Source organism: Pseudomonas sp. zfem002, from assembly GCF_032621685.1.
In the GTDB taxonomy this organism is placed as follows: domain Bacteria; phylum Pseudomonadota; class Gammaproteobacteria; order Pseudomonadales; family Pseudomonadaceae; genus Aquipseudomonas; species Aquipseudomonas japonica.
In genome coordinates this window covers 79,438-98,985 of record NZ_JAVYJH010000002.1, presented here as the reverse complement: position 1 = coordinate 98,985, position 19,548 = coordinate 79,438, and the positions used below count along the sequence as shown (strand labels likewise).

General features: G+C 64.9%; 17 protein-coding genes. 2 read left to right on the top strand and 15 right to left on the bottom strand.

The features are described from left to right. Positions 1-29 precede the first annotated feature (29 nt). Genes RTI28_RS03730 through RTI28_RS03720 form a run of 3 tightly spaced genes read right to left on the bottom strand, consistent with a single transcriptional unit; the run spans position 30 to position 2,365 of the window. Positions 30-395, bottom strand: coding sequence for a DNA polymerase III subunit chi (locus RTI28_RS03730; protein WP_316919194.1), 366 nt, complete (start codon positions 393-395; stop codon positions 30-32). 5 nt (positions 396-400) lie between these two features. Further along, a complete protein-coding gene (locus tag RTI28_RS03725) occupies positions 401-829 on the bottom strand; it encodes a DNA polymerase III subunit chi (protein ID WP_316919193.1) in 429 nt (142 codons plus the stop codon). Between the two features lie 42 nt (positions 830-871). Continuing rightward, entirely contained in the window at positions 872-2,365 is a 1,494-nt protein-coding gene (locus tag RTI28_RS03720) for a leucyl aminopeptidase (RefSeq protein ID WP_316919192.1), read from the bottom strand. Positions 2,366-2,654: 289 nt separating this feature from the next. Here RTI28_RS03720 and lptF point away from each other — a divergent pair, with 289 nt between their 5' ends. Both lptF and lptG read left to right on the top strand, forming a co-directional pair. Continuing rightward, a complete protein-coding gene (lptF, locus tag RTI28_RS03715; RefSeq protein WP_316919191.1) occupies positions 2,655-3,770 on the top strand; it encodes an LPS export ABC transporter permease LptF in 1,116 nt (371 codons plus the stop codon). Continuing rightward, positions 3,763-4,824 carry an LPS export ABC transporter permease LptG gene (lptG, locus tag RTI28_RS03710; RefSeq protein ID WP_316919190.1) on the top strand — a complete coding sequence of 354 codons (1,062 nt, stop codon included), beginning with the start codon at positions 3,763-3,765 and terminating at the stop codon, positions 4,822-4,824. Before lptF ends, lptG begins: the two co-directional genes overlap by 8 nt. 63 nt (positions 4,825-4,887) lie before the next feature. Here lptG and RTI28_RS03705 read toward each other — a convergent pair whose 3' ends face one another. The 12 genes from RTI28_RS03705 to arcD form a co-directional block, all read right to left on the bottom strand. Beyond that, positions 4,888-5,376, bottom strand: coding sequence for an RDD family protein (locus tag RTI28_RS03705; protein WP_316919189.1), 489 nt, complete (start codon positions 5,374-5,376; stop codon positions 4,888-4,890). 97 nt (positions 5,377-5,473) lie between these two features. Next, on the bottom strand, positions 5,474-5,686 hold the full coding sequence (locus tag RTI28_RS03700; protein ID WP_011335634.1) for a cold-shock protein: 213 nt from the start codon (positions 5,684-5,686) through the stop codon (positions 5,474-5,476). A gap of 345 nt (positions 5,687-6,031) precedes the next feature. Continuing rightward, entirely contained in the window at positions 6,032-7,156 is a 1,125-nt protein-coding gene (gene gcvT / locus RTI28_RS03695; RefSeq protein WP_316919188.1) for a glycine cleavage system aminomethyltransferase GcvT, read from the bottom strand. A 27-nt stretch (positions 7,157-7,183) separates the two neighbouring features. Further along, positions 7,184-8,560, bottom strand: a complete 1,377-nt coding sequence (locus RTI28_RS03690) for an L-serine ammonia-lyase (protein ID WP_316919187.1) — start codon at positions 8,558-8,560, stop codon at positions 7,184-7,186. Positions 8,561-8,693: 133 nt separating this feature from the next. Beyond that, the gene (gcvP, locus tag RTI28_RS03685; protein WP_316919186.1) at positions 8,694-11,549 is read right to left on the bottom strand and encodes an aminomethyl-transferring glycine dehydrogenase; all 2,856 of its coding nucleotides are present in this window, start codon (positions 11,547-11,549) and stop codon (positions 8,694-8,696) included. A 10-nt stretch (positions 11,550-11,559) separates the two neighbouring features. After that, entirely contained in the window at positions 11,560-11,943 is a 384-nt protein-coding gene (gene gcvH, locus RTI28_RS03680; protein WP_316919185.1) for a glycine cleavage system protein GcvH, read from the bottom strand. Positions 11,944-12,227: 284 nt separating this feature from the next. After that, the gene (locus RTI28_RS03675; RefSeq protein WP_316919184.1) at positions 12,228-13,736 is read right to left on the bottom strand and encodes a sigma-54-dependent transcriptional regulator; all 1,509 of its coding nucleotides are present in this window, start codon (positions 13,734-13,736) and stop codon (positions 12,228-12,230) included. Between the two features lie 93 nt (positions 13,737-13,829). Beyond that, positions 13,830-14,192 carry a DUF5064 family protein gene (locus tag RTI28_RS03670; protein WP_316919183.1) on the bottom strand — a complete coding sequence of 121 codons (363 nt, stop codon included), beginning with the start codon at positions 14,190-14,192 and terminating at the stop codon, positions 13,830-13,832. 60 nt (positions 14,193-14,252) lie between these two features. After that, positions 14,253-15,182: a carbamate kinase gene (gene arcC / locus RTI28_RS03665; RefSeq protein ID WP_316919182.1), complete on the bottom strand. Its 930-nt coding sequence runs from the start codon at positions 15,180-15,182 to the stop codon at positions 14,253-14,255. A gap of 161 nt (positions 15,183-15,343) precedes the next feature. After that, complete coding sequence (locus tag RTI28_RS03660; RefSeq protein ID WP_316919181.1) at positions 15,344-16,354, bottom strand: ornithine carbamoyltransferase; 1,011 nt, start codon at positions 16,352-16,354, stop codon at positions 15,344-15,346. A gap of 73 nt (positions 16,355-16,427) precedes the next feature. Next, a complete protein-coding gene (gene arcA / locus RTI28_RS03655; RefSeq protein ID WP_316919180.1) occupies positions 16,428-17,684 on the bottom strand; it encodes an arginine deiminase in 1,257 nt (418 codons plus the stop codon). 33 nt (positions 17,685-17,717) lie between these two features. After that, positions 17,718-19,145 (bottom strand): arginine-ornithine antiporter, encoded by a 1,428-nt coding sequence (gene arcD / locus RTI28_RS03650; protein WP_316919179.1) that lies wholly within the window; start codon positions 19,143-19,145, stop codon positions 17,718-17,720. Between the last annotated feature and the right edge of the window lie 403 nt (positions 19,146-19,548).

The window sequence follows — 19,548 nt, the reverse complement described above, 5'->3', positions numbered from 1 at the left end:
CAAGCCACGCTCCTACGGGGGAGGGCAGATCAGGAGGACTGGTTCAGCAAGCGTTCCAGGCGGGCATCGAGGCGGCGCTTGATCTCGTTCTCGATATGCGGGGCGAAGTCGTCGATCACGTCCTGCATGATCAACTGCGCGGCAGCACGCAGCTCTGCGTCCAGGTGCAGCAGGGTGTCCTGGCGACGGGCCTGCGGGTCGGCTTCGGCCACCGGTGTGGTGGCGGGGGCAGGCGGTGCCAGGTCTTCGGCTGGTTCGAGCAGCAGCGGGATCTGTTCTTCCACGGTTTCGGTCAGCAGGGGCGGTTGCAGGGTTTCGTCGCCCAGCAACTGGCGGATCGACTCCAGGTCGTCCAGCAGATGGGCGGATTGCGGCAGGGGCGGGCGTTTGTCCATCGTCGTCAGAATCGCTGTAAGCGGTGATCTTGCAGAGCATAGCCCTGTTCGCGGTAGAAGCGGAAACTCTCTCGGGTCGCCTGGCGGATCGCTGGCTCCTCGACCACGATCTCGGCGATACGGGCGAAGCGCGCAGCGAACGGCGGGACCTTCAGGTCGAGATTGACCAGCAGGTCCTGGTGCTCGCCGGGATCGTCGCCGACGCCCAGGGCAACCGCCGCTGCGGCATCGTCTTCGGCGTGGCTGTGAGGCACGAAGGTTTCCGCCTTGAACGCCCAGAGACGGGCATCCAGCTCATCGCGCTGGGCGGTATCGCTGCAGTTCAGGTAGACCCGATGACCGAGGCGCCAGGCCTTTTCGCAGAGCTTGCAGGCGAAGTCCAGGCGCGCGGCGGGCGAGGGGCTGGGCAGGATATAGAAGTCGACTTTGCTCATGGCGCAGGCGCCGGCCGGTCACGGGACCGGCCGGCTTCCGGATCAGGCGTCGGCGCGATCGAGCAGGTACTGGGTCAGCAGCGGGACTGGCCGGCCAGTGGCGCCCTTGTCCTTGCCGCCGCTGATCCACGCCGTACCGGCGATGTCCAGGTGTGCCCAGCGGTAGGCCTTGGCGAAGCGCGACAGGAAGCAGCCGGCGGTGATGGTGCCGGCCTTCGGCCCGCCGATGTTGGCGATGTCGGCGAACGGGCTGTCCAGTTGTTCCTGGTATTCATCGAACAGCGGCAGTTGCCAGGCGCGGTCGTCGGCGCGCTTGCCGGCGCCGAGCAGTTGCTCCACCAGTTCGTCGTCGTTGCCCATCAGGCCCGAGGTGTGGCTGCCGAGGGCGACGATGCAGGCGCCGGTGAGGGTGGCGATGTCGATCACCGCCTGCGGCTTGAAGCGCTCGGCGTAGGTCAGGGCATCGCACAGCACCAGGCGGCCTTCGGCGTCGGTGTTGAGGATTTCCACGGTTTGCCCGCTCATGGTGGTGACGATGTCACCCGGACGGGTGGCGCCGCCGCTCGGCATGTTCTCGGCGCAGGCCAGCAGGCACACCAGGTTGATCGGCAGCTGCAGTTCGAGCACGGCGCGCAGGGTGCCGAAGACGCTGGCGGCACCGCACATGTCGTACTTCATCTCGTCCATGCCGGCGCCGGGCTTGAGGCTGATGCCGCCGGTGTCGAAGGTGATGCCCTTGCCCACCAGCACGAAGGGTTTGTCGCTCTTCTTCGCGCCCTGGTAGTTCATCACGATCAGCCGCGGAGGCTGGTCGCTGCCCTGGCCGACGGCGTAGAACGCGCCCATGCCCAGGTCCTTGATCTTCTTCTCGTCGAGGACTTCGACCTTGAGGCTCTTGAAGGCCTTGCCCAGGTTCTTCGCCTCTTCGGCGAGGAAGCTCGGATGGCACAGGTTCGGCGGCAGGTTGCCGAGGTCGCGGGTCAGGCGCATGCCGCTGGTGATGGCGCTGGCGTGCTTGACCGCACGCTCGGTGTCGGCGAGGCCGGCCTTGTCGGCCAGCAGGGTGATTTTCTTCAGGGCGCGGGGTTCGGCCTTCTGGCTCTTGAAGCGGTCGAACACGTATTCGCCGTCGAGCAGGGTTTCGGCGAGCAGACGCGCCTTGCCGTAGTGGGCGTCGCGGCCGGTCAGGGCGATGTCGTCCAGGGCCAGCACCGCATCGCTGCCGCCCAGGCCCTTGAGCACCCCGAGCACGGCATTGGCGAGCTTGCGCCAGCTGCGGTCGCCGAGGCTGTCTTCCTTGCCGCTGCCGACCAGCAGCACGCGCTCCGCCTTGAGGCCCGGCAGGCCAGGCAGGAGCAGGGTCTGACCGACCTTGCCGGCGATGTCGCCACGCTTGAGCGCTGCGCTCAGGGCGCCCTTGGTGGCCTCGTCGACGGCCTTGGCGCTGGCGCCCAGCTTGCGGCCTTCGCCCACGGCCAGGACCAGGGTGGCGGTTTTCAAGGATGCTGCGGCTACGCTTTTTACAACCAATTCCATGTCAGGGTCCCCGAATGAACTGTCAGTGCGCGCTGGTCGGTGCGAGCGCTCGAAGCGTCCTGGCCGCTAGTGCCGGGCCAGGCGCAAAGCCGCCAGTGTGAGCCCGGTGCGGCGCCGCTGACAACCCCGTTTTCAAGCATTGCGCGCTGCGCAGTGACAGGCAGGGTCAATCACAGGATAATGCGCCGACTTCGAAGTCCGGATGCATTGAAGCACCGGCAACTATCTTGTTGGTTGCAACGTTTTCCTTGTTCGGCTGTCCGAGCCTGACAATCCAGGAGTGTCTGGTTTGATCGTCTTCCGTTATCTGTCCCGCGAGGTCCTGGTGACCTTGAGTGCCGTCAGCGCCGTGCTGCTGGTCATCATCATGAGCGGGCGCTTCATCAAATACCTGGCCCAGGCCGCGCAGGGCATGCTCGATCCGGGCGTGCTGTTCCTGATCATGGGCTATCGCCTGCCGGGCTTCCTGCAGTTGATCCTGCCGCTGGGCCTGTTCCTCGGCATCCTGCTGTCCTACGGTCGCCTGTACCTGGAAAGCGAGATGACCGTGCTGTCCGCCACCGGCATGAGCCAGCAGCGCCTGCTGCGCATGACCATGGCCCCGGCGGCGCTGGTGGCGCTGCTGGTCGCCTGGCTGAGCCTGAGCCTGGCTCCCCAGGGCGTGGCCCAGGTGGCGCAGATCATCAACCAGCAGGACGCCCTGACCGAGTTCGACACCCTGGTGCCTGGCCGCTTCCAGACCCTGCGCGACGGCACCCGGGTGACCTACACGGAGCAGCTCTCCGATGACCGCGTCAAGCTGGGCGGGGTGTTTATTTCCGAGAAGCGGCTCTCCACCGACAAGTCCAAGGACCGCGGCATCAGCGTGCTGCTCGCCGAGAAGGGGCGCCAGGAGGTGCAGGCCGACGGCAACCGCTACCTGGTCCTGGAAAACGGCTATCGCTACGACGGCAACCCCGGCCAGGCCGACTACCGGGCGATCAAGTACGACACCTACGGCGTGCTCCTGCCCAAGCCGGAAGTCAGCCAGGACATCACCGAGCGCGAGGCCATCCCGACCTCGGAACTGTTCAAGAGCGATGCCGCGCGCGAGCGGGCCGAGTTGCAGTGGCGCCTGTCGCTGCCGCTGCTGGTGTTCATCGTGACCCTGATGGCGGTCCCGCTTTCGCGGGTCAACCCACGCCAGGGCCGTTTCCTCAAGCTGCTGCCGGCGATTCTTCTGTATATGGCTTACCTGACGATTCTGATTGCCGCCCGCGGCGCCCTGGAGAAAGGCAAGCTGCCGATCGCCCTTGGCCTGTGGCCGGTGCACGGCCTGTTCCTGCTGATCGGCCTGGCATTGATGTACTGGGAGCCACTGCGCCTCAAGCTGAACTCGCGTCGCGCGGAGGTGGCCCGTGCGTAAGCTCGACGGTTACATCGGCACAAGCGTGTTCATGGCCATCCTCGCCGTGCTGGGGATCATTCTCGGCCTGGCCTCGTTGTTTGCCTTCATCGACGAAATGGGCGACATCAGCGATTCCTATACCTTGTGGAATGCGGGCGAGTTCGTCCTGCTGACCGCCCCGCGGCGTCTCTACGACATGCTGCCGATGGCCGGCCTGATCGGTTGCCTGATCGGTCTCGGCAGCCTGGCCAGCAACAGCGAGCTCACCATCATGCGCGCCGCTGGCGTGTCCATCGGGCGTATCGTCTGGGCGGTGATGAAGCCGATGCTGGTGCTGATGCTGGCGGGTGTGCTGATCGGCGAATACGTGGCGCCGGTTACCGAGAACAAGGCCCAGGCCGACCGCTCCCTGGCCCAGGGCGGTGGCGAGGCGCAGACGTCCAAGCGCGGCCTGTGGCACCGCCAGGGCGAGGAGTTCGTCCATATCAACACCGTGCAGCCCAACGGCCTGCTGCTGGGTGTCACCCGCTATCACTTCGACAACGAGCGCCACATGCTCTCGTCCAGCTTTGCCCGGCGCGCGCAGTACCGGGACGATCACTGGATGCTGAGCGAGGTCACCAGCACGATGTTCCGCGGCGATCACACCGAAGTGGTACAGACGCCGGAAGAGCGCTGGGACGTCGCCTTGACCCCGCAACTGCTCAATACCGTGGTAATGGCACCGGAGTCGCTGTCGATCACCGGCCTGTGGGACTACATTCACTACCTGTCCGAGCAAGGCCTGAACAACGACCGCTACTGGCTGGCGTTCTGGACCAAGGTCCTGCAGCCGCTGGTCACCGCCGCGCTGGTGCTGATGGCCATCTCGTTCATCTTCGGCCCGCTGCGTTCGGTAACCCTGGGGCAGCGCGTGTTCACCGGTGTGCTGGTGGGCTTCGTGTTCCGTATCGCCCAGGACCTGCTGGGGCCGTCCAGTCAGGTATTCGGCTTCCCGCCGTTGCTGGCGGTGCTGCTGCCCGCGGCGATCTGCGCGCTGGCGGGATTGTGGTTGTTGCGTCGGGCGGGTTGATCCAGCCGGACACAAAAAAGCCGACCCCGGGGTCGGCTTTTTCGTGTCCGGCGCAAGGTCGGCTCATTTCTTCTGCTTGGGAATCCGCACCACCTGCGTCTCTGAATACATGTCATGCCAGCTGCGTTTCTGCTTGTCTATCAGCACCCAGAAGAAGCCCAGCCCCAGGCACAGCCATGAACCGATCGACACCACGAAGCGCAGTAGCGCCTGCCACAGGCTGATCGCGCTGCCGTCGGCGTTCTGCACCCGCACGCCCCAGACCTGCATGCCCAGGGTCTGGCCGCCGTGGGTCCAGAACTTGGCGAAGAAGCCGAACAGGGCGAACAGCAGGATCGTCGAGAGCAGCGGGTCGCCGTCGAGGGCGCCGGCCTCGGTCAGGGCGCGCATGCGCGTCTCGCCGATGATGGACATCTGGATCATCTTGTAGACCAGCGTGGTGACCATCAGCAGGGCAGTGCAGAGCAGGAAGTCATAGAACATCGCCGCAAGGCGGCGGCCCAGGCCGGCAACCGGGAAGTCGCCCTGTGGCTGGAGCAGTGGTTTCGGCATCGGGTGAAGCTCCTGGCGCAAAAGCGTGCATTCTACGGAATCGCGCGCAAAAAAAAGCCCCTGTCATTGACAGGGGCTTTTCGGGGATCGCGAAGACTTAGGCTTCAGCGATGACCTCGTCAGCTTGCATGCCTTTCTGGCCTTGCACAGCGACGAAGGTCACTTTCTGGCCTTCTTTCAGGCTCTTGAAGCCGTTGCCCTGAATGGCGCGGAAGTGTACGAACAGATCCGGACCGCTCTCAGGAGTGATGAAACCGAAACCCTTTTCGTCGTTAAACCACTTGACGGTACCGCTCTGACGTTGAGACATGTCTTAATTTCCTTTGAAACTTGAATTGTGATGACAGCTTCTTTCATTGGAATGTAATGAAAGCGTACTGGGCTGGGTTGCAGGAAAGTAAGAGACGTCGAACGTTGTGTAGCGAATCTCAGGCTACTGTCCAGGCCACAAACTATAGCGACCCACGCAAACACAGTTCGCTGACTCTACGCTAACTCTCCCGGGAAACACAAGCCCTGCAGACCGCTGGTTTTCAGCCTTTCGGGCGATTTTTACGCGCTTTTTCCGAGGCTCGTCCACGGTCATGTTCGAAAGTTTGGCAGTGCGTTCGAAATCGAATATTCCGAACGCGCCATGACACTGTTTGTCGTGGACTCAGCCGCGGTAATAACGTTGCGGGACGAACGGCATCTTGCTGACTTTCATCGCCACGCGCTTGCCCCGCACGATGGCCCAGACCTGGGTGTCGAGGGCGCAGTGCGCACTGTCCAGGTAGCCCATGGCGACGGGGCCGCCGAGGGTCGGACCGAAGCCGCCGCTGCATACCCGGCCGATGACGCTGCCGGCTTCATCGACGATCTCGGCATCTTCACGCACCGGGGTGCGCTCCTGCGGCAGCAGGCCGACGCGCTTGCGCGCCACGCCACTCTGCTGCTGGGCGAAGACCTGGGCGGCACCGGGGAAGCCACCGGCACGCGCGCCATCGGCACGGCGTGGCTTGGACACGGCCCACAGCAGGCTGGCCTCCACCGGGGTGGTTTCGGTGTTCATGTCGTGGCCGTACAGGCACAGGCCGGCTTCCAGGCGCAGCGAGTCACGGGCGCCGAGGCCGATGGCGGCGACTTCCGGCTCGTCCAGCAGGCGACGGGCCAGGGCCTCGGCCTTGGGCGCCGGCACGGAGATCTCGTAGCCATCTTCGCCGGTGTAGCCGGAGCGGCTGACGTAGCAGTCTTCGCCCAGCAGTTGCACGGCGGCGAACTGCATGAAGGTCATCTTCGCCACCTGCGGCGCCAGGCGCTCCAGCACCTTGACCGCGGCCGGACCCTGCAAGGCCAGCAGCGCGCGTTCCTCGAACAGCGGCTCGATTTCGCACTGGTTGCCGATGTGCTGGCGCAGGTGGGCCAGGTCCTGGTCCTTGCAGGCGGCGTTGACCACCAGGAACAGCTCGCCGTCACCGAGGTTGGCGACCATCAGGTCGTCGAGGATGCCGCCCTGTTCGTTGGTGAACATCGCATAGCGCTGCATGCCCACCGGCAGGTCGATGATGTCCACCGGCACCAGGCTTTCCAGGGCCTTGGCCGCGTCGGCGCCGCGCAGACGGATCTGGCCCATGTGCGAGACGTCGAACAGACCGGCCTGCTCGCGGGTGTGCAGGTGTTCCTTCATGACACCCAGCGGGTACTGGACCGGCATGTCGTAGCCGGCGAAGGGCACCATGCGCGCACCCAGTTCCAGGTGCAGGGCGTGCAGCGGGGTTTTCAGCAGTGTTTCGGTGGACATTCGGGACTCCTGGGTTTCAATGGGATGTCAGCATTCGATGATGTTGACGGCCAGACCGCCGCGGGCGGTCTCCTTGTATTTGCTTTTCATGTCGGCGCCGGTCTGGCGCATGGTGCGGATGACCTTGTCGAGGGACACGTAGTGCTGCCCGTCGCCGCGCAGGGCCATGCGCACCGCGTTGATCGCCTTCACCGAGCCCATCGCGTTGCGTTCGATGCAGGGCACTTGGACCAGACCGCCGATCGGGTCGCAGGTCAGGCCCAGGTTGTGTTCCATGCCGATTTCGGCGGCGTTCTCCACTTGCTGCACGCTACCGCCCATCACTTCGCAGAGCGCGCCGGCGGCCATGGAGCAGGCCACGCCCACTTCGCCCTGGCAGCCGACTTCGGCGCCGGAGATCGAGGCGTTTTCCTTATAGAGGATGCCGATGGCGGCGGCGGTGAGCAGGAAGCGCACCACGCCGTCTTCGTTGGCCCCGGGAATGAAGCGCATGTAGTAGTGCAGAACGGCCGGGACGATGCCGGCGGCGCCGTTGGTCGGGGCGGTGACCACCCGTCCGCCGAAGGCATTTTCCTCGTTCACCGCCAGGGCGTAGAGGTTGACCCAGTCGAGTACCGAGAGGGCATCGCGCAGGTTGGCCTCGGGGCTGGCGCAGAGCTGGCGGTAGAGCGCCGGGGCGCGGCGCTTGACCTTGAGCCCGCCGGGCAGGATGCCTTCATGGCGACAACCGGCACTGACGCAGTCCTGCATGACCTGCCAGATCTTCAACAGGCCGGCCCGCGTCTCGCTTTCCGGGCGCCAGGCGGCCTCGTTGGCGAGCATCACCTGGCTGATGGACAGGTGCTGCGCGGCGCAGTGCGCCAGCAGTTCCCTGGCGGTCTTGAACGGGTAGTTCAGCGGGGTCTTGTCCTCGACGATACGGTTGGCGCCGGCGGCGTCCTCGTCGACCACGAAGCCGCCGCCCACCGAGTAGTACTCGCGGCTGCGGATCTGCAGGCCGGCGGTGTCGAAGGCGCGGAAGATCATGCCGTTGGGGTGGTACTCCAGCGGCTTGCGGATCATTGCCAGGTGCTGTTTCTCGTGGAATTCGATGGCGTGCTCGCCGAGCAGTTCGAGCCGGCCGCTGTCGCGGATGGCCTGCAGGCGCGCGGGAATGCTGTCGGTATCGACGCTGTCGGGGTGCTCGCCCTCCAGGCCGAGGAGCACGGCCTTGTCGCTGCCGTGGCCCTTGCCGGTGGCGCCGAGCGAGCCGTACAGCTCGACCTTGACGCTGTGGGTGGCGGCCAGCAGGCCGTCACGCCGCAATCCTTCGGCGAAGCGCGCGGCAGCGCGCATCGGACCGACGGTGTGGGAGCTGGAGGGGCCGATGCCGATCTTGAACAGGTCGAAGACGCTCAGTGACATGGCAGGATCCTCCAGGGTGATGGTTTTGGGGCCGCTTTGCGGCCCTGACAAGCCACGCTCCTACAGGGGCGGCGTGGCTCTCGTAGGAGCTGGCTTGCCTGCGAAGGACCGCAAAGCGGTCCCCGACTTCCCCTCAGACCTCTTGGTAGCTCTCGATCGACGGGCAAGCACACACCAGGTTGCGATCGCCGAACACGTTGTCCACCCGACCCACCGGCGGCCAGTACTTGCCTTCGACCAGCGACGGCAGCGGATACACCGCCTGTTCGCGGCTGTAGCCGTGCGGCCACTCGCCAGCCAGTTCGGCGGCGGTGTGCGGGGCGTTCTTCAGCGGGTTGTCGTCCTTGTCCAGGCTGCCGTTCTCCACCGCGCGGATCTCTTCGCGGATGCGGATCATCGCATCGCAGAAGCGGTCCAGTTCTTCCTTGGACTCGCTTTCGGTCGGTTCGATCATCAGCGTGCCCGCCACCGGGAAGGACATGGTCGGGGCATGGAAGCCGAAGTCGATCAGGCGCTTGGCCACGTCATCGACGCTGATGCCGCTGGTGTCCTTGAGCGGACGCAGGTCGAGGATGCACTCGTGCGCGACCAGGCCGTTGCTGCCGGTGTAGAGGACAGGATAGTGCTCTTCCAGGCGACGGGCGATGTAGTTGGCGTTGAGGATCGCCATCTGCGAGGCACGCTTGAGACCGGCGCCACCCATCATGCGGATGTACATCCAGGTGATCGGCAGGATGCTGGCGCTGCCGAACGGCGCGGCGCAGACCGCGCCCTGCTTGTTCTCCATGTGCGCATGGCCTGGCAGGAACGGCGCCAGGTGCGCCTTGACGCCGATCGGGCCGACGCCCGGGCCGCCACCGCCGTGCGGAATGCAGAAGGTCTTGTGCAGGTTCAGGTGCGAGACGTCGCCGCCGAACTTGCCCGGGGCGCAGAGGCCGACCATGGCGTTCATATTGGCGCCGTCGATGTACACCTGGCCGCCGTTGTCGTGGATGATCGCGCAGATTTCGCCGATGGCTTCCTCGAACACGCCGTGGGTCGACGGGTAGGTGATCATCAGCGCGGCGAGGTGCTCGCGGTGCTCGATGGCCTTGGCCCGCAGGTCGTCGATGTCGACGTTGCCGCGGGCGTCACAGGCGGTCACCACCACGCGCATGCCGGCCATGTGCGCGGTCGCCGGGTTGGTACCGTGGGCCGAGGACGGGATCAGGCAGATGTCGCGGCGCTCGTCGCCACGGCTCTGGTGGTAGGCGCGGATCGCCAGCAGGCCGGCGTACTCGCCCTGGGAGCCGGCGTTCGGCTGCAGCGACACGGCGTCGTAGCCGGTGGCGGCGCAGAGCATGGCTTCCAGTTCCGAGGTCAGCTGCTGGTAGCCCTGGCTCTGCTCGGCCGGGGCGAACGGGTGCAGGTTGCCGAATTCGGCCCAGGTCACCGGGATCATTTCGCTGGCGGCGTTGAGCTTCATGGTGCAGGAGCCCAGCGGGATCATGGTGCGGTCCAGCGCCAGATCCTTGTCGGCCAGGCGGCGCAGGTAGCGCATCAGCTCGGTTTCGCTGTGGTAGCGGTTGAACACCGGGTGTTCGAGGATTGCCGACTGGCGCAGCAGGGCGGCCGGCAGTTGCGCGGCGGTGCTGGCGGCGAGGGCGGCGAAGTCCGGCAGGGCCTGGCCATTGGCGAACAGGCTCCAGAGGGCTTCGACATCGGCCTGGCGGCTGGTCTCGTCCAGCGACAGGCCGACACGCTCGGCATCGATCTGGCGCAGGTTGAAGCCCAGGGCGCGGGCCTTGTCGTGCAGCGCGGCGGTGTCGCCCGCGGTGTTCAGGGTCAGGGTGTCGAAGAAGCTCGCGGTCTCGACGGTGGCGCCCAGGGTCTTGAGGCCGGCGGCGAGGATCGCGGTCAGCTGGTGGGTGCGCGCGGCGATCTGCTTCAGGCCCTGCGGACCGTGGTAGACGGCGTACATGCTGGCGATGTTGGCCAGCAGTACCTGCGCGGTGCAGATGTTGCTGGTGGCCTTCTCGCGGCGGATGTGTTGTTCGCGGGTCTGCATGGCCAGGCGCAGCGCGGTCTTGCCGAAGCGGTCGATGGATACGCCGACCAGGCGGCCCGGCATGTCGCGCTTGAACGCGTCGCGGGTGGAGAAGTAGGCGGCGTGCGGGCCGCCGAAGCCCAGCGGGACACCGAAGCGCTGGGCGCTGCCGATGGCCACGTCGGCACCGAATTCGCCCGGCGGGGTCAGCAGGGTCAGGGCCAGCAGGTCGGCGGCCACGGCCACCAGGGCGTTGGCGGCGTGGAAGCGCTCGACCAGTTCGCGGTAGTCGAAGACGTCACCGCTGCTCGCCGGGTATTGCAGCACGGCGCCGAAGAAGCGGCTGACGTCGCTCAGTTCACGCTCGTCGCCCACCACCACTTCGATGCCCAGGGGTTCGGCACGGGTGCGCAGGACGTCGAGGGTCTGCGGGTGGCAGTGCACGGACGCGAAGAAGGCATGGCTGCCCTTGTTCTTGCTCAGGCGCTTGCAGAAGGTCATGGCCTCGGCGGCGGCGGTGGCTTCGTCGAGCAGGGAGGCGTTGGCGATCGGCAGGCCGGTGAGGTCGCTGATCAGGGTCTGGAAGTTCAGCAGGGCTTCCAGGCGACCCTGGGAGATCTCCGGCTGGTACGGCGTGTAGGCGGTGTACCAGGCCGGGTTTTCCAGGAGGTTGCGCAGGATCGGCGCCGGGGTGTGGCAGTTGTAGTAGCCCTGGCCGATGAGGCTCTTGAACAGCTGGTTCTTGCCGGCGATGGCTTTCAGCGCGGCGAGGGCATCGGCCTCGCTCTGGCCTGCGCCCATGTCGAGCACGCTGGTGCCCTTGATGCTGTCGGGGATGACCGCGGCGCTCATGGCTTCCAGCGAGTCGAAACCGAGGGTGGCGAGCATGGCCTGTTCATCGGCCTGGCGTGGACCGATATGGCGGGCGATGAATTCGTTGGCGGTGCCGAGATTGATGGTCATGGCGGGTTCCTCAGGCGTCGGCGTTGGCGTTGAGCAGGCGGTCGTAGGCGTCCTGGTCGAGCAGACCGGCGATGGCGCCGGCGTCGGCCGGGACGAAGCGGAAGAACCAGCCTTCGCCCAGCGGGTCTTCGTTGACCAGCTCAGGGTTGCTGTCCAGTTGCTCGTTGACCGCGACCACTTCGCCTTCCAGCGGCATGTACACGCCGCTGGCGGCTTTCACCGACTCCACGGTGGACGCTTCGGCGCCCTTGGCGTAGTGCTGCAGCTCCGGCAGTTGCACGTAGACCACGTCACCCAGGGCGTTCTGGGCGAAGGCGGTGATGCCCACGGTCACGCTGCCGTCGGCTTCGGCACGCAGCCACTCGTGATCTTCAGTGAAACGCAACTCGCTCATGGGAACTCCTCGAAGGCCGTCGTCGCGGCCGGATGCGGTAGTGGCCCGCCGCAGGGGCGGGCCGGGACTGGCGGTTCCCATAGCAAATATGCGGCCATATTCGGAAAAGCCCCGTAAACAAAGGCTTTGGCCGATTTTTCCTGACCGTTTTCGCGGAAGGCTGTAATGAAATCGCTACAGTTGTGGCGTCAGGAAAAACTGAAGGGGGATCAACGCCTTGCTACAGCGACGTTACAGGGGTGTGTAGCGAAATCGTTACGCTGTAGTGATTTCGCTACAACTGCTCACGCCTTGCCGGAAATGCCGTACTTGCGCAGGCGATGGGCGATGGCGGTGTGCGAGGTCTGCAGGCGGCTGGCCAGTTGGCGGGTCGAGGGGTAGCTGGCGTAGAGCTTTTCCAGGAGGTTCTTCTCGAAGTCCTCCACCGCCTGTTCCAGGCTGGCGACTTCGCCGTCGTGTTCGCGGGCTACCGAGGTACCGGCGATATCCAGGTCGCCGATGTCCACCAGGCTGCTGTCGCTGATGGCGGCGGCGCGGAAGATCACGTTCTGCAACTGCCGCACATTGCCCGGCCAGCGGTTGCCGAGCAGCGCCGGATGGGTGTCCGGGGCCAGGCGGCAGAGCGGTCGCTGGATCTGCGTGCAGGCCTGCTGCATGAAGTAGCGCGCCAGCAGCAGGATGTCCTGGCCGCGCTCGCGCAGCGGCGGCACTTCCAGGTTGAGGACGTTGAGGCGGTAGAACAGGTCTTCGCGGAAGCTGCCCTCGGCGACCATTTTTTCCAGGTTGCGGTGGGTGGCGCTGAGGATCCGCACGTTGACGCGGATCTCGCGGTCGCCGCCGACCCGGCGGAAGCTGCCGTCGTTGAGAAAACGCAGCAGCTTGGCCTGCAGGTAGGGCGACATCTCGCCGATCTCGTCGAGGAATACCGTGCCCTGGTTGGCCAGTTCCATCAGCCCCGGCTTGCCACCGCGCTGGGCGCCGGTGAAGGCCCCGGGGGCATAGCCGAACAGCTCGCTTTCGGCGAGGTTCTCCGGCAGTGCCGCGCAGTTGAGGGCGAGGAACGGCGCGGCATGCCGGCTGCTGATGGCGTGGCAGGCGCGGGCCACCAGTTCCTTGCCGGTGCCGGTCTCGCCGTGGATCAGCAACGGCGCGTCCAGGGCCGCGACGCGCAGGGCGCGGGTCTTCAGGGTGCGGATCGCCGGCGATTCGCCGAGCAGCGCGTCGAAGCCTTCGGCATGGTCGTGGTGCAGGGCGGACAGGCGTTCGCCGATGCGGTTCGGCGGGTACAGGGTGACCAGCGCGCCGGCGTCGGTGATCGGCGTGGCGTCGAGCAGCAGGGTCTGGCCGTTGAACACCACTTCGCGCATCGGCAGGTGGAAGCCCTGTTCGATCAGGGTGGCGAGCAGCTCGGGAGCATCGAACAGTTCGGCGATGCTGCGCCCCGCCGGTTCCTGGCCGCACAGGGCGAGCAGCGCCGGGTTGGCCAGCAGGACGGTGCCGGCACTGTCGAGGGCCAGGACCGGATCGCTCATGGCGGCGAGCAGGGCATCGAGCTGCAGGTGCCGGCGCTGGCCGGGCAGGATGTCGACCACGCGCACGGTCTGCACGCCGTGGACATTGAGCAGGGCGTCGTGGAGTTCTTCGAGGACGAAGGGGTTCAGCGTCGGCGCATCGATGTAGACGTTCGGCGGCACCATCTCCACCGCATCCAGGTTGAGATTGCGCGCCCCGAGCAGGGCGAGCACTTCCTGGGTGATGCCGACGCGGTCGATGAAGCTGACATGGATGCGCATGGGGAGCTTGGAGGTTCACGGCTGGCGAAGCGTGCAAGTATGCCTTGCGCCCGCCTGGCGGTCGAATGGCTTGCCAGCGGTGAGCCGTGCGGGCTACTCCAGGTGCTGCGGGTTGATCGGGTCGCCGGACTTCACGTCGAGCTTGCCGCGGATGTCCTCGAACATGGCGTCGTAGTACATGTCATGCGCCGAGGTGACCACTGCCTTTGGCGGCACGCCGTATTGCTTGGCGATGCGGTCGATCGAGCGGGCGAAGTCGAAGGCCTGGTCCTTGGCGAGGAAGAATTTCTCGTCCACCGACTTGTCCTGGATGGTCCCGTGCATGCGGAACTGCATGCCTTTGCCATCCCTGGGATCCTGGGTGACTTCGTAATCGACGCAGATGTTGTAGCTGTGGTCTGCCTTGGTCAGCGCGTGGCGCTCGATATGCAGGTGACCGGGGGTGAACTGTGCCATGACAGGCGCTCCTTGTACGGTTGAAACAGGCGGACCCGCCAGCAGGCCCGCCCCAGGGTTTCAACGATAGCTGATGCCTGGCGAGGCCGTGCTGACCCGGGTGCCGGCGGTGCCTTTGACGATATCCTCGATATCGCTCAGCGAGCCGATCACCGCGACTTTGCCTGTGTGACGGGCGAAATCGCAAGCCGCTTGCACCTTCGGCCCCATGGAACCGGCGGCGAAGCCCAGGCGTTCCAGTTCATCCGGATGGGCCTGGGCGATGGCTTTCTGCGTCGGCTTGTTGAAGTCGATGTAGGCAGCGTTGACGTCGGTGGCGATCACCAGCAGATCGGCGTCCAGTTGCTCGGCCAGGAGCGCCGAGCACAGGTCCTTGTCGATCACCGCCTCGATGCCCTGCAGCTTGCCGTCGGCACCATACATCGTCGGAATGCCGCCACCCCCGGCACAGATCACGATACTGCTCTTTTCCAGCAGCCATTTGATCGGGCGAATCTCGAAGATGCGCTTGGGTTTCGGGCTGGCCACCACGCGGCGAAACTTGTCGCCGTCGGGGGCGATGGCCCAGCCTTTCTCCTTGGCCAGGCGCTCGGCTTCGTCCTTGCTGTAGACCGGGCCGATGGGTTTGGTCGGGTTGTTGAACGCCGGGTCCTTGGCGTCCACTTCGACCTGGGTCAGCAGGGTGGCGAAGGGCACTTCGAAGTCCAGCAGGTTGCCCAGCTCCTGTTCGATCATGTAGCCGATCATGCCTTCGGTCTCGGCGCCAAGCACGTCCAGCGGGTAGGGCGCGACCGAGGTGTAGGCCGCCGCCTGCAGCGACAGCAGGCCGACCTGCGGGCCGTTGCCGTGGGCGATGACCAGCTGGTTGCCGGGATGGATCTTGGCGATCTGCTCGGTGGCGATGCGGATATTGGCGCGCTGGTTGTCGGCGGTCATGGGCTCGCCACGGCGCAGCAGCGCGTTACCGCCTAGTGCAACAACGATACGCATGGTGTTTGTCCTTCAAACTGAGTGTCGGTGGGCCCACCCTGTAGGAGCGAGGCTTGCCCGCGAAGGACCGCACAGCGGTCCCCGATAGCGGTGAAGTCCGGGACCGCTTTGCGGTCCTTCGCAGGCAAGCCAGCTCCTACAGGGCGGGAGCCGCGTCGCCTTTAGAGGTCAGCCAGGGTCGAAACCAGGATCGCCTTGATCGTGTGCATGCGATTTTCCGCCTGCTCGAAGGCGATGCACGCTGGCGACTCGAAGACGTCGTCGGTCACTTCGATGCCGTTGGCCAGGTGCGGATACTGCTCGGCGATCTGCTTGCCGACCTTGGTCTCGGAGTTGTGGAACGCCGGCAGGCAGTGCATGAACTTGGCCCGCGGGTTGCCGGTGGCTTTCATCAGCTCGGCATTGACCTGGTACGGCAGCAGTTGCTGGATGCGCTCACCCCAGGCTTCCACCGGCTCGCCCATGGACACCCAGACGTCGGTGTGCACGAAGTCCACGCCCTTGACCGCGGCTTTCGGGTCTTCGGTGAGGGTGATGCGCGCGCCGCTGGATTCGGCGTACTGCTTGCAGCGGGCGACCAGGTCGTCATGTGGCCACAGGGCCTTCGGCGCGGCGATGCGCACGTCCATGCCGAGCTTGGCGCCGATCAGCAGCAGCGAGTTGCCCATGTTGTTGCGCGCATCGCCCAGGTAGGCGTAGCTGATCTCGTGCAGCGGCTTGTCGGCGTGCTCGCGCATGGTCAGCACGTCGGCGATCATCTGCGTCGGGTGGTATTCGTCGGTCAGGCCGTTGAACACCGGGACCCCGGCGAACTTGGCCAGCTCTTCCACCACTTCCTGCTTGAAGCCGCGGTACTCGATGGCGTCGTACATGCGCCCGAGCACCCGCGCGGTGTCCTTCATGCTTTCCTTGTGGCCGATCTGCGAGGAGTTCGGGTCGATGTAGGTGACGTTGGCGCCCTGGTCATAGGCCGCCACTTCGAAGGCGCAACGGGTGCGCGTCGAGGTCTTTTCGAAGATCAGGGCGATGTTGTTGCCCTTCAGGTGCTGCTGCTCGGTGCCGGTGTACTTGGCGCGCTTGAGGTCGCGGGACAGGTCGAGCAGGTAGCGCAACTCGCGCTCGCTGTGGTGTTCGAGGCTGAGCAGGTTGCGGTTGTGGATGTTGAACGCCATTTTGGATTCTCCCTGGATTCGGTGATCTCCCGACCGCGGCCGGGTAGGCGCGGTCGGGGGCGATGGACGTTGCTTAGTAGTCGATAGGGTCGCGGACGATCGGGCAGGTCATGCAGTGGCCGCCGCCGCGACCACGGCCCAGTTCGCCGGCGCTGATGGTGATGACCTCGACCCCGGCCTTGCGTAGCAGGGTGTTGGTGTAGGTGTTGCGGTCGTAGCCGATGACCACGCCGGGCTCCAGCGCCACCACGTTGTTGCCGTCATCCCATTGCTCGCGCTCGGCGGCGAAGCTGTTGCCGCCGGTTTCCACCACGCGCAGGGCGTTCAGGCCCAGGGATTCGGCGACCACCTCGATGAACGACTTGTTCTCGCGGCGCACGTCCATGCCGTAGGGCTTGCTGCTGTCCGGACGGATGACGAAAGGCACGATCTCCTTGACCACTTCCGGGAAGACCGTGACCAGGTCGCGGTCGCAGAAGCTGAACACGGTATCCAGGTGCATCGCCGCGCGGGATTTCGGCAGGCCGGCGACCACCACTTTCTCCACTGCGCCCTTGGCGAACAGGGATTGCGCCAGCTGGCCGATGGCCTGGCGCGAGGTGCGCTCGCCCATGCCGATCAGCACCACGCCATTGCCGATCGGCATGACGTCGCCACCTTCCAGGGTGGCCTGGCCGTGGTCCTTGTCCGGGTTGCCGTACCAGATGTCGAAGTCGGCGTTGGTGAACTCGGGGTGGAACTTGTAGATGGCGCTGGCGAGCAGGGTTTCCTGACGGCGCGCCGGCCAGTACATCGGGTTCAGCGTCACCCCGCCGTAGATCCAGCAGGTGGTGTCGCGGGTGAACTGGGTGTTCGGCAGCGGCGGCAGGAGGAAGCTGGAGTGGCCCAGGTAGTCGCGGTACATCTTGATCACGCTGGCGCCTTCGCTGTCCGGCAGGTCCTCGCCGGCCACGCCGCCGATGAGGAATTCGGCCAGGCGTCGCGGCTCCAGGCTTTCCAGCCAGCTGCGCACTTCGTTGGTCAGGCCGACGCCGACGGTATCGGCGGTGATCTTGCGATCGAGGATCCACTTCAGGGCTTCGGGGTTCTGGATCGTCTCGGTCAGCAGGTTGTGCATTTCCAGGACTTCGACACCACGCTCGCGCATCTTGGTGACGAAGTCGAAGTGGTCGCGCTTGGCCTGGTTGACCCAGATGACGTCGTCGAACAGCAACTCGTCGCAGTTGCTGGGCGTCAGGCGCTGGTGAGCGAGACCAGGGGAGCAAACCATCACTTTGCGCAGTTTGCCCGCTTCGGAATGGACACCGTATTTGACTTTATCCGTGGACATGATCATTTCCTCCAAAGGTTTGCAATACGGGGGTTACAGCGTAAGGAAGCCGTCGTACAGGCCGTAGGCAGCCACCAGGGCACCGACGACCACGGCGGCGAATATCAACTTCTCCACGTTGGTAAAGATCGGTTGGCCGACCTCGCGCTTGGCCTTGGCGAACAGGATCGCGCCAGGCGCATAGAGCAGGGCGGAAAGCAGCAGGTATTTGACGCCGCCGGCGTACAGCAGCCAGATCGCGTAGATCAGGGCGATGCCGCCGATGATCAGGTCTTTCTTGCGCTCGGCCAGGGCGTTCTCGTAGGTCTCGCTGCGCACCGCGAGCAGGACCGCATAGGCGGCGGACCACAGGTACGGCACCAGGATCATCGAGGTGGCGAGGTAGATCAGCGACAGGTAGGTACTGGCCGAGAACAGCGTGATCACCAGGAAGACCTGCACCATGGCGTTGGTCAGCCACAGGGCGTTGGCCGGCACATGGTTGGCGTTCTCGCGGCGGAGGAACTCCGGCATGGTGTGGTCCTTGGCCGCGGCGAACATGATCTCGGCGCAGAGCAGCACCCACGACAGCAGGGCACCGAGCAGCGAGATGATCAGGCCGACGCTGATCAGCACCGCGCCCCAGTGGCCGACCACGTGTTCGAGCACGGCGGCCATCGACGGGTTCTGCAGCTTGGCCAGTTCAGGCTGGGTCATGATGCCCAGGGACAGCACGTTGACCAGGACCAGGAACAGCAGCACGGTGATGAAGCCGATGACCGTGGCCTTGCCCACGTCCGAGCGTTTTTCCGCGCGGGCCGAGAAGATGCTCGCGCCCTCGATGCCGATGAACACCCAGACGGTGACCAGCATCATGTTGCGCACCTGGTTCATCACGCTGCCCAGGTCCGGGTTCATCGTGCCCCAGATATCGGCGGTGAAGATCTCCAGCTTGAAGGCGAACAGGGCGATGAGGACGAACAGGGCCAGCGGCACGACCTTGGCCACGGTGGTGACCAGGTTGATGAAGGCCGCTTCCTTGATCCCGCGCAGGACCAGGAAGTGCACGGCCCAGAGCAGGACCGAGGCACCGATGACCGCGGCCGGGGTGTTGCCCTCGCCGAAGATCGGGAAGAAGTAGCCGAGGGTGCTGAACAGCAGGACGAAGTAGCCGACGTTGCCCAGCCAGGCACTGATCCAGTAGCCCCAGGCCGACGAGAAGCCCATGTAGTCACCGAAACCGGCCTTGGCGTAGGCATACACCCCGCCATCCAGATCGGGTTTGCGGTTGGCCAGGGTCTGGAACACGAACGCCAGGGTCAGCATGCCCACGGCGGTGATCGCCCAGCCGATCAGCACTGCGCCGACATCGGCACTTGCCGCCATGTTTTGCGGCAGGGAAAAGATGCCGCCACCAATCATCGAACCAACTACGAGTGCGACCAGCGCACCGAGTCGAAGTTTTCCGGATGCCTCTGACATGGCTTGGCTCCATTTCGGAAAAGAGAGTCTGTAGGGTAAGGCGCATGCAAATAGCGGAAGATGATTCAGGTCAGTTCATTGGTACATTCCATTGTTTTCGAATGACTGAAAGAGCATGCGTTAGATACTCTCTCCTACCGTGTAGGCCTTAAGTGGCGGCACCTGCGTCAAGGGTGAGAATCGCTCGCAAGACGCCGGGAACTTTGAAGCTAGTCCGTTTCGGGGGAATGGCAAATTTTTAATACGAAAATATTAATCAGACTTGCCTAAGCGGAATTAGTGCACAAAACTCTGTTCGGATTGTCGGACGATTAGATAACTTCGTTATTAGATCGTCGCGCTTATAACCTGGATTTTTTACAAATGCATGATCAGGTTAATTAACTGAAAAGTGACGGATAAA

Bases quoted from the DNA above. Each gene is read 5' to 3' on its own strand.
- RTI28_RS03700 (WP_011335634.1), bottom strand. From the start codon at position 5,686: ATGTCTCAACGTCAGAGCGGTACCGTCAAGTGGTTTAACGACGAAAAG.
- gcvP (WP_316919186.1), bottom strand. From the start codon at position 11,549: ATGACCATCAATCTCGGCACCGCCAACGAATTCATCGCCCGCCATATC.
- RTI28_RS03730 (WP_316919194.1), bottom strand. From the start codon at position 395: ATGGACAAACGCCCGCCCCTGCCGCAATCCGCCCATCTGCTGGACGAC.
- gcvH (WP_316919185.1), bottom strand. From the start codon at position 11,943: ATGAGCGAGTTGCGTTTCACTGAAGATCACGAGTGGCTGCGTGCCGAA.
- RTI28_RS03690 (WP_316919187.1), bottom strand. From the start codon at position 8,560: ATGTCACTGAGCGTCTTCGACCTGTTCAAGATCGGCATCGGCCCCTCC.
- gcvT (WP_316919188.1), bottom strand. From the start codon at position 7,156: ATGTCCACCGAAACACTGCTGAAAACCCCGCTGCACGCCCTGCACCTG.
- RTI28_RS03660 (WP_316919181.1), bottom strand. From the start codon at position 16,354: ATGGCGTTCAACATCCACAACCGCAACCTGCTCAGCCTCGAACACCAC.
- RTI28_RS03720 (WP_316919192.1), bottom strand. From the start codon at position 2,365: ATGGAATTGGTTGTAAAAAGCGTAGCCGCAGCATCCTTGAAAACCGCC.
- RTI28_RS03705 (WP_316919189.1), bottom strand. From the start codon at position 5,376: ATGCCGAAACCACTGCTCCAGCCACAGGGCGACTTCCCGGTTGCCGGC.
- RTI28_RS03725 (WP_316919193.1), bottom strand. From the start codon at position 829: ATGAGCAAAGTCGACTTCTATATCCTGCCCAGCCCCTCGCCCGCCGCG.
- RTI28_RS03675 (WP_316919184.1), bottom strand. From the start codon at position 13,736: ATGCGCATCCATGTCAGCTTCATCGACCGCGTCGGCATCACCCAGGAA.
- RTI28_RS03670 (WP_316919183.1), bottom strand. From the start codon at position 14,192: ATGGCACAGTTCACCCCCGGTCACCTGCATATCGAGCGCCACGCGCTG.
- arcA (WP_316919180.1), bottom strand. From the start codon at position 17,684: ATGTCCACGGATAAAGTCAAATACGGTGTCCATTCCGAAGCGGGCAAA.
- arcD (WP_316919179.1), bottom strand. From the start codon at position 19,145: ATGTCAGAGGCATCCGGAAAACTTCGACTCGGTGCGCTGGTCGCACTC.
- arcC (WP_316919182.1), bottom strand. From the start codon at position 15,182: ATGCGTATCGTTGTTGCACTAGGCGGTAACGCGCTGCTGCGCCGTGGC.